A 14,831-nucleotide genomic window follows, 5' to 3' on the forward strand; every position below is an offset into this window, starting at 1 on the left:
GATTACGCCCTCAGCGCCTCATTCTCCGGATCGAAGGGACTGTCGGGAATGATCACGGCCTTGTGGCGGTTGCCGAGGATCGAGATCTCGAGCTCGGCCCCCTCGGCGGCGTGCTCAGGGCGCACCATCGCGAGTGCCAAGCTTTTGCTCACGCGCCAGCCGTATCCACCCGAGGTGACGCGCCCGACGAGCTCTTCGCCAAGATAGATCGCTTCCGATCCGCGCGCGTCAGCGTTGGTCACGCCCACCACTTCCATCGTGACGAACTGCCAATTGAGCCCTGCCTCCTGCCGTTCGAGCAGGCGGTCGCGACCATGGAAGTACTCCTTCTTCTTCGAAATGAAGCGATCGAGACCGCTCTCATGCGCTGAATATTCGATCGAAAGCTCGCGCGGGATCAGCTTGTAGCTTTTCTCCATCGCCATCAGCGTCATCGCCCGGATGCCGAAGGGCTTGATGTCGTATTCGGCCCCGGCCTCCATCAGCTTGTCGAAGATGTAGTTCTGCATCTCGATCGGGTGGTGGATCTCCCAACCCAATTCGCCGATGAAATTAACCCGAAGCGCGTCGACAGGAGCGGCACCGATGCTGATCTTTTGACCGGTCAGCCACGGAAAGCCCTCGTTGGACAGATCGGCGCGGGTGACCTTGGACAGCACATCGCGGGCATGCGGACCGGCTAGCACCAGCACGCCCATCGCGGTGGTCAACCTCTCATAGGTGACCGAGCCATCGGTTGGCATCGCCTTCTTGAGATAATCGTGATCGTGCCGCTCGTAGGCCCCTGCGGAGACCAGATAGAACTCTTGCGGGCCGGTCTTGTAGACGGTGAACTCGCTGCGCACGCCGCCCTCGCTGGTGAGCAGATAGCTCAGGCACAGGCGCCCGACGGTCTTCGGAACGAAGTTGGTCAGCAACCCGCCCAGCCACTCTTCCGCTCCAGGGCCGGCAATGCGGCACTTGGCGAAGGGCGACATGTCCTGGATGCCGACCTTGCTGGTGACATGCTTCACCTCGTTACCAACATGCTCGAAATAGTTCGAACGGCGGAACGACCACTTCTCGCGGATCGGTTCGCCTTCGACAACCGGGTGGTTGTGGTTGAGCAGGACATTGGGCCGATCGAGATCAGCATCGGACAGCTCGTAGCCTTGCGGCGCAAACCAGTTGGGCCGCTCCCAGCCGAAAACATTGCCGAACACCGCGCCCAGATCCTTCATCCGGTCGTAGCATGGCGTGCGGCGCACGCCCCGCGCGGCCTCGCGCTCCTCATCCGGGTAGTGGACTGTGAAGACCTTGGCATAGGCCTCCTCATTCTTCTCGATGAGGTAGCCCTCGCCCGCATAACCCCCGAAGCGGCGCGGATCGACGCCCATCATGTCGATGGTCGGCTCGCCGTCGACGATCCAGTGCGCCAGCTGCCATCCGGCACCGCCGGCAGCAGTGATCCCGAAGCTGTGGCCCTCGTTGAGCCAAAAGTTCTTGCGGTCCCACGCCGGGCCGATGATCGGCGAACCGTCGGGCGTGTAGGCGATCGCGCCGTTGTAGACCTTCTTGACCCCGACCTCGCCAAAGGCGGGCACGCGCTCGATCGCGCTCTCGATATGCGGCATAAGCCGGTCTAGGTCGTCGGGGAACAGCTCATATTCGCTGTTGGCTGCCGGGCCGTCGACATAGCAGGCGGGCGCACCGACCTCGTAGGGGCCGAGCAGCAGGCCACCAGCTTCTTCGCGCATGTACCAGGAGGAATCGCTCTCGCGCAGCACGCCCATCTCGGGCAGGCCCTGCGCCCGGCGCTCCATGATCAGCGGGTGCTGCTCGGTGACGAAATACTGGTGTTCGACCGGGATGACGGGGATGTCGAGACCGACCATCCGCCCGGTCTGGCGCGCGAAATTGCCGGTGCAGGACACCACGTGCTCACAGGTGATATCGCCCTGGTCGGTGTGCACCACCCACTCGCCGTTAGCCTTCTGATCGATGCCGGTGACTGTCGTGTTGCGATGGATCTTTGCGCCGCGCTGCCGCGCCCCCTTGGCTAGCGCCTGGGTCAAGTCAGCGGGCTGGATATAGCCGTCATCCGGGTGGCGGATCGCACCGATGATGTCGTGCGTTTCGCACAGTGGCCAGATTTCCTTGACCTCGTCAGGCGTCAGGAAATCGACATCGACGCCAATGGTCCGGGCAACGCCAGCATAGTAGCGATATTCGTCCATCCGGTCCTGCGTCTTGGCAAGGCGGATGTTCGACACGCGCGAGTAGCCGACGTTGAGTTCGGTTTCCGCTTCGAGGCTGGGATATAGGTCGACCGAGTACTGGTGGATTTTGCCCACCGAGTACGACAGGTTGAACAGCGGCAGCAGACCGGCCGCGTGCCAGGTCGAACCACTGGTCAGTTCCTTGCGCTCGATCAGCACCACATCCGACCAGCCAAGCTTCGCGAGGTGGTACAGGGTGCTTACCCCGACCACGCCGCCGCCGATCACCACGACCCGTGCGTTATTCGTGAAACTCACTGGCAAATATCCGTCCAAATCCGCGGGACAACCCCTGCGCCATCCTATGCCCCGGCAAGACCAGCCTTCGCAACGCGCACGCACTGCATTCGAGATACTAATGCTGGGAATTAGCACCGCAACGAAAGAGGTCGAGCTGACACGAGAATTTGCCTGATTTCTGCGGAATCACACGCCATCTCTCGTCCGGCTGAAGTGCCTGCCGAGCGCACCAAACATCAGTCAGGCAAATGCAAGGCGCCGGATCAGGCGCTGAGTCCAATTGCCATCGCCAATCTGCCCCGGCATCAGGCGCCCCAATTTCGACGCGCATCATGCAAAGGGAACTACCGGGTGGCGCAACTGATCGATGGCCGAGCGCTTGCACGAGGTCTTGACGAAGAAACCAGGATCGGGGTCGCCGAGCGGCTTGGCCGGGGTCATGAAGCCCCGGGCCTCGCGGTGGTCCTGGTTGGCGAAGATCCGGCGAGCGAGGTCTATGTCGCCCACAAGATCAGGGCCTGCGCGCGCGTGGGCATCACCAGCTACGAGCATCGCCTGCCCGAAAACACGCCGCAGGATGCTTTGCTGACACTCATCGCCCGGCTCAACATCGACCCGACCGTGCATGGCATACTCGTCCAGGTACCGCTGCCCCGGCATATCGATGCCGGCGTGATCCTGGGCTCTATCGACCCGGCGAAGGACGTGGACGGCTTCCACCCGGTCAATGTCGGGCGACTTTCGACCGGCACCGGGGGCCTGGTCCCGTGCACCCCACTCGGCGTCATGAAGCTGCTCGACACGGTGATCGACGACCTCACCGGGCTGAACGCCGTGGTGATCGGCAAATCGAACATCGTCGGCAAGCCGATCGCCATGTTGCTGCTTGAGCGCGAGGCGACCGTCACCGTCACCCATATCGAAACCCGCGGCCTGCCCGAGATTGCGCGTCAAGCCGACATCATCGTCGCCGCGGCCGGCTCACCGCGGCTGGTCAAGGGGTTCTGGGTCAAGGAAGGCGCCGTACTCATCGACGTGGGGATTACCCGCGTGCCCAATGGAGCCGGCGGCGAGCATCTCGTCGGCGATATCGCTTTCAACGAGGTCCAACATGCGAAGGCAGTCACGCCGGTCCCTGGCGGGGTCGGACCGATGACCATCGCCTGCCTGCTCTCCAACACACTCAAGGCCGCACGCAATGCAGAGGAGGCGCACCATGCCTGACGCGACGACGACAACTTCGGTTCGGGTGCGCGATTACCCAGTACTTGCAGACATCGGCATAAACCCCGACGAGGTCGGCAGGCGCCAACCGCTCGTGGTATCGGTCGAGATCGAGGTCGCTGCGTCGGCCATCGCCGATATCGCCGATACAGTCGACTATCGCCGTATCGTTGCCGCGATTGACGAGCTTGCGGCGGTCCACATTCCCCTGATCGAGACATTCGCACAGCAGCTTGGCGAGAAATGCCTGGCGATGGGCCATGTCGTCAGAGCGGACATCTCGATCGACAAGCCCTTTGCGATCACGCGGGGAATGGCGGGAACAAGCGTAAGAATCTCGCAAGCCTAGCTACGCGTGAGGAGGCCCGGATTCTGCGGAAACGACCACTGTCGGCCTATGGAGTGACAGTTCAATTGCTGTGTGGGCGGCAGGTCATTCGACCTTGCACCGTAAGGTTGGTAGCGGAGGAGGGAAATATAGAGAGCATATAACGTGCTGATTTACCTAATAAACTTTTTGAGTCGTCTTGCAAATACCCCCATCAATACCCCCAAAATCGGACAGATGAGATAAAGCGCCTTTGGCAAACGACGACTTGTTATTCGTAGTGACTGGTAAAACGAGCGTCGGCCGTTTTTGGGCCGATCAGAAGGCGAAACGCCAGGTCACGATCCATGCGCCTGATCGGACATCGAGGGCATGTCATGGTCGGGCATGGATGGCATATAGTGGCCCGCATGAGGATCGGGTGTGTTGCTAGGCTGGGCATTCACCGGCGGGGGAGTGGCCGCAGGGGACGACGCTACTACCGGAGTGCTCGCCGGTCGGTCTGGTTGCCTACCGGCAGTCGCAGCTTCACCCGACCGGTTCGTGTTGGCCTCTCCAGCGGGAAAGGCAGCGTTGTCTCTTTCGCCTTCGCCAGCACCTGTGCTCTCGGTCGGCGGGGCCGTATACAGTGGCAAGGCTTCAGCTTCTGATGAAGTGTCCTGCGTCTGATCACAGGCAGCGAGCCCTAGCCCCAATGCCGCCGCAGCAAGGGGGGCAACAAACGCGTTCCGATTTGATCTGCGCATCATTCTATCCTTCAAAGCCAGGAGATACCAAGATGATTGGCACCGTGCGCAAGCTCGCCGCCCAGAAATCCCTGCACCAGCACTAGAGCGGCCATGGCAAAGATTGCGGCGCGAAACGCGGTCCGGCTCGCGGAAGCACGGCTCGCCAGATAGGCCATCGCCAGACCGAGAACCGCGATCAGCATTCCGTTCCAGCGATGAACCTGCATCGCAGTATCTCCGCCGAACCAGAGACCGGTATGGATCCAACCGAATATGGCCGCCACGACCGCCCCGGCGGCACCGCCATAAACAAGTACGCGCACTGCCGACTCTAGGCCTGTGCCCTTCCGTGCGATGACGAATAGCTCGGTGAGAGCGGCCATAAAGAACAAGGCGATCGGAAAGTGTACGGTGGCGGGATGCAGCGACTTGAGCACACCGACCACGCCCTTGTCGCCTTCGTCTGCATCTTGTCCCTTCGCCCCGTCATGATCAGCAGCCGTGTCGCCGTGCCCCTGCGCAGCCTGGATATCTTTTGACGCCGCATCGGAGACGACAGCACTGGCCGCTTCGCCATGTTCCTCGTCGCCATGGGCCTGGGCCGGACTTATCCAGAGCAGACTGGCGGCCACAATAGCCATGAATTGTATTCGTTTCATTCTCTACGGGCTCCGGTCTTGGCGATGGTCGTGCAACCTATTGTGTCTGTAATGCTCTGCGAACCTTCATCTCTTGCGGTGATAGAGCGCGGCGATCGTCGACGCGTGAGGGTTCAAATTTTACTCACGAGATGGTCGGACCTCCTGCCTTGCACCGCGCCCTGGTAAGAGTGTGGCCAGGCTCAGGCACAAAGCGAGAGCCCGGCCACCGCCTCCTAATCGTCTTGCGCCATGTTCTCGTGAGCCGCCATCTGCTCCATCATGTCATGCATCATCATCATGTGCTGGTGACAGGCCGCCATCATATCGGCGTTGTCCCCCTGCATCATGCCCGCCATGTGTTCCTGCATTTTTGCACGATGTTCGGCCATAAGCCTTTGGCGTTCGGCAGGATCGCTCGCCGCGTGGGCCTGCTGCATCAGCGCGCGCATTTCAGCCATCTTCTCGCGGTGGGCCGTCATGGCCGCCGAATCCTGCATCATATGGCCAGCGTGTGACTGCTGCTGCGCCGCCGCTTGATCCCCGTGGTCATGCTGTTGCCGGGCCATTGCCGGGGTGGTTGCCAGGCCGGTGGCGAGCGCGAAAGCTAGAACTGTCAGTTTCATGGTCGATTTCCTTTCGTCGGTCTTGCGGTGGATGCTGTGTGCAGTCATCCTCTTTACGCAGCCGCCATCTCTTCCCCTCAAACAATCCGCAGCAGCGGTGGGGCTGGTGGGCCGAAGCACGGCCGGTTGCAGCGGTGCTGTTTTTCGGCCACCTTTTTGAGAGAAGCCGATAACGACGAATGGGGAGTATCATGGTGCCAGCAGAGCCGTCGGAGAAGCAGTCGTGAGCACGGTCAATGAGAACGGCAGCTGGGATATCCCGGAGCCCGATCATGCCGATCTGGTGCAAATGCGCATTCGCCTCATTACTCTCGAGAACATAGTTCTTGGCCTTTTGTCCGGGGCGAGCGATGAACAGATCGAACAGATTAGGAAACGTGCGGACATGATCGAACCGCGCCCCGATGCGAGCCGGCACCCGCTTACCGAACTGGCAGCAGGTGACATGCGGAAATTTCTCAAACGCGCTGCTCGCATGGCCGAGTCGGAGGGCCGCGAAAATCATGACTGATCCGGGCTTTGGGGCAGCGAAGGCGCTATGCAGGAAGTGGAAATCCGGCCGCTTGCTATTTGCTGGCGCAGATTTTTCGGGCGTACCTGCAACATGACCAGAACCCATTGGCTGATCCTTATTTGCGGGAGCCTGATCGCGTTCGTCTGGGAGATTTTCCAGATGCCATTCTTCGAACCGGGTGATCTCGAACCCTTCGAGCGGACCATTCGCTGCGGCATTGCAAGCCTGGGCGATGGCGTGATCCTGCTGACAGCTTATAGCCTTGCAGGATTACGTGGCGGGCACGCGTGGCTCTGGCAAGCCGCCAAAATGCCCTATGCGATCTATTTCGGCTTCGGGCTTGTCGTCGCGATCGCCGTCGAAATGATCGCCACATCGCTTCCGGCAAACAGTTTCCTGAGCTGGCGCTACAGCGAGTTGATGCCGCAAGAGCCAGTGACGGGACTGGCGCTGATCCCGATCGCGATGTGGACGATCGTGCCCGCGCTAACGATCCTTCTGGTCCGCTTTGCCCGAGCCGAACCTGATTAAACTGGGAGCGGCTTCAGGGGGCATTCGGCACATGTTTCGCCCGCCGCCTGATCCTGGGAAACCGGTTGGCAAGCAGGACAAAGCCCGAAACCGCGATGATTGTCCCGCCGATCCCGAACAGTAGCAGCCACCAGCTGTTGATGCGGTCGCGCTGCGTCCAGTCCATGATATGCAGCCCCCAGATAAAATCGAACAGACGCCAGGTGTCGCTGCGGGCAGCGAGCACCGAGCCGCTCGATGCATCGATGTAGACGCGGGTATTGTCCTCATCGCCATAGGTAATCTGCCACGCGGGGAACGGACCCCGGAATTCGGTCCCGACAGCACCTTCGATGAGGCGCGTGGTCGCTATGGTGGTTGGTGGCCCCGTCCAAGCATGGCGAGCGATGGCCTGTGCGCTCGCGCTCGAAAGAGGCGAAAGGAGAGCGCCGCTGTTCGGGTCGCGGAGCGTGACGCTTCCATCGTCCCGACGGATCTCGGTTACTGTCCTGCCGCCGACCGCGCGCGTCGCAAGGGAAACCACCCCCTCCCTGCTATCGAGCCACTCGGGCATGGCAGCATTAGCGGGCAGAACCTCCGGTGCGCGCGAAACGACATGTTCGGACCGGACCTCTTCGATGTCGAGGAACGACATCAGCGCCCCGGTGGCCATCCATAGAAGCACCTGGACGCCGACAAAGACTGCCAGCCATTTGTGAAGCTTGCTGCCCAGCACATGCAGACGCAGCTTGAAAGAGCGTGTCGCCAATCGGTGTTCCCCCGATCAAATCAGTTGTTACGCGGCGCTCGTGACGACGAATGGTACTGAACGATCTTCCAGCCATCCGCATCATGGGCAAGCACCGAGGTCGCAACGCCTTCGCGGTCGATCACGCGGCCGTCGGCCAGTTCGATCCGATAGGTGTACGATTCGCGGCCATACGCCATATGTCCCATCCGGGTGACTGCGAGCGTCGGTTCGCCGAAGGTGAAGCTGGTTATTGCATCGAGTTCCGGTCCCAGGTGATGCTCCATGTAATACGTGAAGCTGCCTTCCGCCTTGCCGTTTTCGTAAACGAAGGATTCCTCGGCAAACAGCGCGGCCATGGCCTCTGCATCGCGCGACGTCAGGGCATCGCGATATAATGTCAGAACCGCTTCTGCCCCAGCGACGTCGTCGTTCATCGCAGACATATGCTCGGCATGGTTCATGCCCTGCTCCGTATGGTCCATCTGCGTCGAAGCCGTAGGGTCCGAGTGCGCGGAATGATCCATGGATTGTGCCAGGGCGGGAGTGCCGCCTGCAGCCAAGGCCAGGGCGACCGCGCTTAGAGATAGTCTTATCCTCATTGTATATTTCCTTCTCTTAAAACCAGAATCGCATGCCCACGACGTAATTCGTCACGCTAGGGTCTTCCCCTGCGGCGCGTGCAAAATCGGCACTCTGACCGATCCGCCACTCCTGGGAGACGCCGACATAGGGCGCGAATTCGCGTGCGAACTCGTAGCGAAGACGCAGACCTGCCTCGATCCGGTCGAGGCCAGCGCCAATGCCGAGTTCGGGAATATCCTGAGCCGAAAGAGCGATTTCGGCTCGCGGCTGGAGGATCAGCCGCTGCGTGATGCGCTGATCAAGCTCGCCCTCGAAGCGCGCGGTTACATCACCCTTGTTCGATACGAACGCTGCAACGTCGACCTCGAACTGGTAGGGAGCAATGCCCTGTATGCCAATGACAGCATGGGTGCGCTCGGGTCCTGTTAAATCCTGGCGCACACCTGTCTGTAGGTCGAAAAAGGGAGCGATCGCCCGGCTCCAGAGTGCCTGGACTTCGGCTCCCTCGACAGGCTCACCGAAGCTGCCTTCGCCCTCGGATTTGAACCAGAACTTGTCGATATCACCACCATAATAGCCCTGGATGTCCCAAAGATATCCATCCACTCCCTCGCGGGCGCGGTATTCGAGCCGGTCGCCCTGAAACCAGAAGCGCATCCCGCCGTCGGTCTCGCGGACAAGTTCGCGCCGCGCTTCGTTCATGGCTTCCTCGCCCCAGATCGCGACCGCCGCGCGCGCGGGACCGCTCCCGGCTTCGGGAGGAGGCGGCAGCAGCGGGATATCGTCGTTCGAGCCCATCTGCATCGCCGAATGGTCCATGCCCTGCATATCCTGCGATCCCGTCTGCCCATGGTTCATCTGGCTGTGATCCATCTGCCCATGGTCCATCGACGAGTTGCTGGCTTCCGCCTGACCCATGTCGCCTTGGTTCATCTGCGAATGATCCATCGCGCCTTCGGCAGGCGTGCCATGCGGCATCGAGCCATGATCCATTCCTTCATGACTCCCGGGTGTAGTCTCCGGACGGGCAGCGTCCATCGGCATTGCCATGCCCGAATGACCATCCTGAGCGGTCGTCGAACCATGAGACATAGTCGAATGGTCCATCGTCGAATGATCCATGGCAACTTCAGGCTGGGCCACTGGTTCGCAAGCTCCTTCGGCTACCGGGTGCCCCATCGCGCGATGGCGCTGGGCTTCTTCTTCGCACTTTGTCTTGGCGTCAGCCTGCGCCTCGGCGCTCTGCTGCGGCTCCGCGGGCGAATGACCGGCATGCTGCGCCGCAGCGGGGGAGGCGAGAACTGAGCCGACTGCGATCGATGCGAGCAGGCTGGTAATACGAATCTTCATGCTTCGCTCCCATCGGGATTGGCGACAGTGACGATCTGAAACATCCCGGCATGCATGTGGTAGAGAAGGTGGCAGTGGAAGGCCCAGTCGCCCGGCTCGTCCGCCGTCAGGTCGAACTGCGCGCTGCCGCCCGGCTGCACGTTAACCGTGTGCTTGAGCGGCTGACGATCGGCAGGTGCGCCGTTAACCAGTTCGAAGAAGTGCCCATGCAAGTGGATCGGGTGCGCCATCATCGTGTTGTTTATCAATTTGACACGCACGCGTTCGTTATAGGCAAAGCGGATCGGCTCGTCGGAGACGGCGGAGAACTTCTTGCCGTCGAACGACCACATATAGCGTTCCATGTTCCCGGTGAGATGGATTTCCATCCGCCGCGAGGGAGTCCGCCCCTCCTGATGAGGTGTCAGCGAGCGGAGCTTGCGATAGTCGAGGGTGCGGTGGGGGACATCGGCAAGGCCGATGCCGGGGTCGCCCATACGGTCGACCGGGTTCATCGAGACCATGTCGAGACCGGGCCCGACCTTCACGTCGGGAGGCAGGAGCGATGTATCGCGCATCTGCATACCTCCCGCCATGCCAGCCATCTCCGCCGAACCGCCATCCATACCGGACATCCCATCCGCGCCAGCCGCTCCGCTCGATCCGTGGTCCATTCCGGCCATACCGCCGGCGCCATGATCCATGCCGGTCATACCGGCATCGTTGCTGCCAGCCCCGTGGTCCATACCGCTCATGCCCATATCAGCCATGGTCAGAAGCGGGGGATCGCGCAGCGGCGGAATGGCCGCGCGCGCGCCAGGCGCGCTCGCAAGCGTTGCGATCCCCATTCCGGACCTATCCACCGACTCGGCCACCAATGTGTACGCCTGCTGCTCACCCGGCGTCACGACGACGTCGTAGGTCTCCGCGACGCCGATCTGGAACTCGTCCACTTCGACCGGCTCGACGTTCTGCCCGTCGGCTTGAACGACGGTCATCGGCAGGCCTGGAATGCGGATGTTGAAGAAGGTCATGGCCCCGGCATTGATGAAGCGCAGCCGCACGCGCTCGCCCGGACGGAAGAGATATTCCAGATTGTCGAGCGGGCCATGACCGTTCAGCAGGTAAGTGTAGGCTGGGGCCGACACATCGCTAAGGTCGGTCGGCATCATGCGCATTCTCGCCCACATCCGGCGATCCTCGCCCGAAAGCGGATAGTCGTCGGTCCAGGTATTCATGTTGTAGTTGAAGTAGCCTTCGCCCTTCTTGAGCTTGTCGAAAATCGTGTGGGGCGACATTTCGCTGAATTCGCTGAGCACCACGATATATTCGCGGTCCGCCTGGACCGGATCGGGTCCAGCCGGATCCACCACAATGGCGCCGTAATGCCCGGCCTGTTCCTGCAGGCCGCTATGCGAGTGCCACCAGTAGGTGCCCGACTGGCGCACCGGGAATTCAGCGGTGAAGGTCTCTCCGGGCTTGACGCCGGGGAAGCTTACACCTGGCACCCCGTCGAGTTCGAATGGCACGAGCAGCCCGTGCCAGTGGATCGAGGTGTCTTCCTCGAGCTGGTTATGGACGTTCAATCGGACGGTCGTGCCTTCCTTCAAACGCAACAACGGGCCGGGGATCGTGCCGTTGACGGCGATGGCGCCGCCGCGTCTGTTGCCGGTTGCAAAGGCAGACCGCGCGACAGTGAGGTCGATATTCGGCCCGGATACTTCATCCAGCCCTTTGCGGGCGTTTCCTGCAAGGATGTCCGCGCCGCGCGCCCAGGCCGGCATGGCACCGGAGAGACCAAGCAGGCCCAGCCCGCTAGCACTTGTTCCAAGGAATCTTCGGCGATTGAGGGCAGGCATAGGGGGCTCCTGAAAATGCGTATACCGTCACATACGCGGTCAGCTGCCCTACCCCTCAAACTTTTCGAACCGCTCCTTCAGCCGGTTGCGCGCACGATAGATGCGCGTCTCGACGGCTTTCTCGGTGGTGCCGAGCAGCTCGGCAGCCTCGGCCTGGCTGTACCCCTCGACAGTGACCAGCACGAGCGCCTCTTGTAGGCGCACCGGCAAGCGCCCGATTTCGGCCTGGACCAGCCGCAGCTGTTCGCGGGCTCCGGCAACATTTTCGGGATTAGGGGCATCGTCGGCAACGGCGTCGGCTTCCCGCCCATCCGGCAAACCAAGGAAGCCAATAACTTTCCTGCGGCGGAGCTTGTCGCGGCACCGGTTGAGAACGATTGTCGTCAAATAGGGACCGATGGGCTTGCTCGGATCGAGGCGATGACGTGTCAGCCAGACCGACGCGAGACCGTCCTGAACGACATCTTCGGCCCGCGATGGTGAACCCAGCATGCGCGTGGCAAGCGCAATCAACCGGGCGATCTCGCTCTCGACGAGAGCTGTGAACGCCCGCTTGTCACCGGCTATCGCCCGCCCGATCAGCGCTTCGTTCGAAGTGTCATCCACCGCTGCCAAGGCTGATCAGTCACGCGGATCGCGCGTGAGGGCCGCGGACACTTTCCGGTCGAACTGGAGCTGCTGATCGGGATCGAGAATTTCCCGCATATCGAAGACGTGCCGCACGGTCGCTTTCTGCAATTCGCCCATGCGCGCATGCACCTCGTCGATCGCGGCACTGACTTCGGGCCCGTATTCGTGCTCGGTTTCCATTGCCTGGGCGAGCTGTGCGTTGGCTGCGCGCGCAGAGGCTTCGAGCCTTGCCTGTTCTACCGCGAAACGCGCTTCGAGCGCATCGAGCCGCTCCTCCTGGTCAGCCGTGAGCGAGAGTTCATCGTGCACGAACTGGTGCAGGCTGTCCTCCGCATCGTCGTTGGACCAGCGATCGGCGGCAAGCGCTCCGAGGCATCCGGCGAGCGCCGCCAGCAGAACCGCGAGGACAAGGTGAAACTTCTTCAACGCCTATGACCCCACATGAAGCAATGCAGCAGGTGACAGGGATTCTCCGCCAACGAGGCTCTCGCCAACAATTTCTGTAGGAGCGCCATATTCGGACGGCCATCCGCTGGTCCCTGCGCCTGCCGCCAGGCCGACGACAAACAGACCGGCGAACAAGGCCATTCTGCGTCGCTGATCGGCAATTTCGCCAAGCTGTCCTGCGCGCTGCCAGACGCCGTTCATGAAGTCGGGCGGCACGTCGCCAGCCTCCTGCGAGGCCATGGTGCCGAGCATCGCATCGAGTGTCTGATTATCACGCATCCCTTGCTCCTGTCGGTTGCACGGTTCCTATACGCGATGCTTCGCGCAAACCCTCAAGTTTCTTTTTTGAGGGCTGCGGGGCGGCGGTGCGTAAGAAGTGTAGGTCTGGCGGAAGCGAAATGTGCCGACATCGAATGGGAGCCATGGCATGAAAGATGCGGCAGTTCCGCCAAAAGAGCGCGAGTTCACTCCGCCGCTTGGCAAAAGCTGGCTCACGCCGCTCTATGATCGCGCGATCGCAATCTTTACGCGCGAGAGCCGGTGGCGCCGCGCGATCGTCGAAGAGGCCGTATTGGTGCCCGGCGACAAGGTCATCGATGTCGGGTGCGGCACCGGGACCTTGCTCAAAGCGCTGATGGCCAGCTGTCCCGAAGCCGGCTTCATCGGCGTCGAGCCAGACCCCGCCGCGCTGGCGATCGCGCAGCGCAAATTCGGTGCCGGAGTCGATATGGTCCGGTGGCACAACGGCTTTCTCGCTAGTCTCGAGCTTTCCGACGGCTGGCGGCCAAACAAGATCGTCAGCAGCCTCGTCCTTCACCAGGTCCCCGTATCGCAAAAGCGCGCGATCCTCGAGCAGATCGAGAACCTGCTCGCCCCCGGGGGCATAGCGCTGATTGCCGACTATATGCGGCAAGATGCTCCACTCATGCGCGCGCTGTTCCGTTCGAGCGTTCAGCTTCTCGACGGCGTGAAGGACACCCAGCCGAGCGCCGACGGAGCCGTCGAGAAATTGCTCGCCGAGATTTTCGCAGACGCCGAATTGCTCGATCGTATCCATACCGCGACCGGAACCATTTCTCTCTGGCGCGGCATCAAGAAAGGCAATGTCCAATGAACCTCACGAAAGATTCGAGACCGCTACGCCGTTCGCTGGCGGCCTCGCTCCTCCTCGCCCTTGCAGCCTGCTCGAATGCAGCGCAGGCCGCGACCTACACGATGTTCCGCGACGCAGGATGCGGCTGCTGTCTCAGCTGGGCCGGTCACGTCGAACATGGGCTCGAAGCAGAGGTCGCCTCGGTCGACACCGACGACATGGCTGCGCTCAAGACAGCCAGGGGTGTGTCGCAGGATCTGTGGTCGTGTCACACGATGGAAGTCGATGGCTATATCATCGAAGGCCACGTGCCGGCCGATGCCGTCGCGAAGCTATTGCGCGAACGCCCCGAAGGCGTTGCTGGCCTGGCTGTGCCCGGAATGCCGCTTGGCTCGCCCGGAATGGAAGTCGGAGAGCAGGTGCAGCCCTATGATGTCATCGCCTTCGGCCCAGGCGGGCGGAGCGTGTTCGCATCCTACCCGTGACTATGGACAAGCCATTTTCGCGCCAACTCTAACGGAGGACCATCATGTCGGACTATTCGGTCAAAACCTCAATTCTCATATGGGGCTGGACACTCAGCCTCTTCCTGCTTTTCAGCTACCTGATCTGCATCGGTTTCGGCCTGCTCGCGCCCGAACAGGTGCACATGCACGAAGCGTGGGCGCCGCTGCTTCCCGGTTTCGAATGGCTAACCCTCTCGGGCTTTTTGGCAGGCGCTCTCGGCAGCTTTCTGTACGGTTGGTACATCGCGGTCATTGGGGTGCCACTGCTGCGATTTTTCCGAAACCGGTTCAGGACGTAGTAAATCGGCGGCGATGGACGCGTGCCTTGATACTCGCCGAGCATTTTCAGCTGCGCAAGCAGTCCGCTTTGGGCCGCAATTTGCTCGAGCGCCCCGAGCAAAACGCAACCCTCCGGATTTGTCCTGAAATATTTTTGAGGGATGAGCCCCGGCTGAACGTACTGTCCGGCATGATCTTTCTTGAACGGGAGACCATCGACAGGGGAAAGTCTTGCAAGACCATGAGCACGAGAATCAAAGCGAGACAGCTGGCTCGATAACCCTGCTGG

At 61.4% G+C, this 14,831-nt stretch carries 17 protein-coding genes; 7 read left to right on the forward strand and 10 right to left on the reverse strand.

Translation table 11 applies throughout. The features are described 5' to 3' along the window. Nucleotides 1–2: 2 nt before the first annotated feature. Nucleotides 3–2,516, reverse strand: a complete 2,514-nt coding sequence (locus tag P7228_RS15360) for a GcvT family protein (RefSeq protein WP_278016106.1) — start codon at nucleotides 2,514–2,516, stop codon at nucleotides 3–5. Between the two features lie 333 nt (nucleotides 2,517–2,849). Here P7228_RS15360 and folD point away from each other — a divergent pair, with 333 nt between their 5' ends. Further along, the gene (gene folD / locus P7228_RS15365; protein ID WP_278016107.1) at nucleotides 2,850–3,722 is read left to right on the forward strand and encodes a bifunctional methylenetetrahydrofolate dehydrogenase/methenyltetrahydrofolate cyclohydrolase FolD; all 873 of its coding nucleotides are present in this window, start codon (nucleotides 2,850–2,852) and stop codon (nucleotides 3,720–3,722) included. Next, nucleotides 3,715–4,071 (forward strand): dihydroneopterin aldolase, encoded by a 357-nt coding sequence (locus tag P7228_RS15370; RefSeq protein WP_278016108.1) that lies wholly within the window; start codon nucleotides 3,715–3,717, stop codon nucleotides 4,069–4,071. The genes folD and P7228_RS15370 overlap by 8 nt, the downstream gene beginning before the upstream one ends. A 736-nt stretch (nucleotides 4,072–4,807) precedes the next feature. Here P7228_RS15370 and P7228_RS15375 read toward each other — a convergent pair. Together P7228_RS15375 and P7228_RS15380 are read right to left on the reverse strand one after the other, a co-directional pair. Beyond that, nucleotides 4,808–5,419 carry a DUF2231 domain-containing protein gene (locus P7228_RS15375; protein WP_007163868.1) on the reverse strand — a complete coding sequence of 204 codons (612 nt, stop codon included), beginning with the start codon at nucleotides 5,417–5,419 and terminating at the stop codon, nucleotides 4,808–4,810. Between the two features lie 233 nt (nucleotides 5,420–5,652). Further along, nucleotides 5,653–6,042 (reverse strand): hypothetical protein, encoded by a 390-nt coding sequence (locus P7228_RS15380; RefSeq protein ID WP_232725746.1) that lies wholly within the window; start codon nucleotides 6,040–6,042, stop codon nucleotides 5,653–5,655. Between the two features lie 223 nt (nucleotides 6,043–6,265). On the opposite strand from P7228_RS15380, the gene P7228_RS15385 reads away from it, so the two are divergent. Together P7228_RS15385 and P7228_RS15390 are read left to right on the forward strand one after the other, a co-directional pair. Next, nucleotides 6,266–6,553: a hypothetical protein gene (locus P7228_RS15385; RefSeq protein WP_007163866.1), complete on the forward strand. Its 288-nt coding sequence runs from the start codon at nucleotides 6,266–6,268 to the stop codon at nucleotides 6,551–6,553. 27 nt (nucleotides 6,554–6,580) lie between these two features. Beyond that, the gene (locus tag P7228_RS15390; protein WP_246034376.1) at nucleotides 6,581–7,087 is read left to right on the forward strand and encodes a hypothetical protein; all 507 of its coding nucleotides are present in this window, start codon (nucleotides 6,581–6,583) and stop codon (nucleotides 7,085–7,087) included. 13 nt (nucleotides 7,088–7,100) lie between these two features. Here P7228_RS15390 and P7228_RS15395 read toward each other — a convergent pair whose 3' ends face one another. The 7 genes from P7228_RS15395 to P7228_RS15425 all read right to left on the reverse strand — a co-directional run bounded on the left by P7228_RS15395 (nucleotide 7,101) and on the right by P7228_RS15425 (nucleotide 12,943). Beyond that, nucleotides 7,101–7,835, reverse strand: coding sequence for a PepSY domain-containing protein (locus P7228_RS15395; protein ID WP_205763508.1), 735 nt, complete (start codon nucleotides 7,833–7,835; stop codon nucleotides 7,101–7,103). Between the two features lie 20 nt (nucleotides 7,836–7,855). Further along, nucleotides 7,856–8,341 (reverse strand): YybH family protein, encoded by a 486-nt coding sequence (locus P7228_RS15400; RefSeq protein WP_278016109.1) that lies wholly within the window; start codon nucleotides 8,339–8,341, stop codon nucleotides 7,856–7,858. Between the two features lie 91 nt (nucleotides 8,342–8,432). Then, nucleotides 8,433–9,749, reverse strand: coding sequence for a copper resistance protein B (locus tag P7228_RS15405; protein WP_007163862.1), 1,317 nt, complete (start codon nucleotides 9,747–9,749; stop codon nucleotides 8,433–8,435). Beyond that, a complete protein-coding gene (locus tag P7228_RS15410) occupies nucleotides 9,746–11,587 on the reverse strand; it encodes a copper resistance system multicopper oxidase (protein ID WP_086438294.1) in 1,842 nt (613 codons plus the stop codon). Before P7228_RS15410 ends, P7228_RS15405 begins: the two co-directional genes overlap by 4 nt. Before the next feature lie 48 nt (nucleotides 11,588–11,635). Next, complete coding sequence (locus tag P7228_RS15415) at nucleotides 11,636–12,193, reverse strand: RNA polymerase sigma factor (protein WP_430732483.1); 558 nt, start codon at nucleotides 12,191–12,193, stop codon at nucleotides 11,636–11,638. A 15-nt stretch (nucleotides 12,194–12,208) separates the two neighbouring features. Then, nucleotides 12,209–12,643 carry a periplasmic heavy metal sensor gene (locus P7228_RS15420; RefSeq protein ID WP_173214117.1) on the reverse strand — a complete coding sequence of 145 codons (435 nt, stop codon included), beginning with the start codon at nucleotides 12,641–12,643 and terminating at the stop codon, nucleotides 12,209–12,211. A 3-nt stretch (nucleotides 12,644–12,646) separates the two neighbouring features. After that, on the reverse strand, nucleotides 12,647–12,943 hold the full coding sequence (locus P7228_RS15425) for a hypothetical protein (RefSeq protein WP_029140031.1): 297 nt from the start codon (nucleotides 12,941–12,943) through the stop codon (nucleotides 12,647–12,649). 148 nt (nucleotides 12,944–13,091) lie between these two features. Between P7228_RS15425 and P7228_RS15430 the strand changes: the two genes are divergently transcribed. From P7228_RS15430 to P7228_RS15440, 3 genes are read left to right on the forward strand one after another with little or no spacing between them, the layout of a single operon-like run. Next, nucleotides 13,092–13,778, forward strand: a complete 687-nt coding sequence (locus tag P7228_RS15430; protein WP_278016111.1) for a class I SAM-dependent methyltransferase — start codon at nucleotides 13,092–13,094, stop codon at nucleotides 13,776–13,778. Then, nucleotides 13,775–14,242, forward strand: coding sequence for a DUF411 domain-containing protein (locus P7228_RS15435; RefSeq protein WP_278016112.1), 468 nt, complete (start codon nucleotides 13,775–13,777; stop codon nucleotides 14,240–14,242). The genes P7228_RS15430 and P7228_RS15435 overlap by 4 nt, the downstream gene beginning before the upstream one ends. 44 nt (nucleotides 14,243–14,286) lie before the next feature. Beyond that, nucleotides 14,287–14,562, forward strand: a complete 276-nt coding sequence (locus P7228_RS15440) for a hypothetical protein (RefSeq protein WP_173214113.1) — start codon at nucleotides 14,287–14,289, stop codon at nucleotides 14,560–14,562. Nucleotides 14,563–14,831: the final 269 nt, after the last annotated feature.

It is taken from the genome of Altererythrobacter sp. CAU 1644 (assembly GCF_029623755.1).
GTDB classification, from domain to species: domain Bacteria; phylum Pseudomonadota; class Alphaproteobacteria; order Sphingomonadales; family Sphingomonadaceae; genus Erythrobacter; species Erythrobacter arenosus.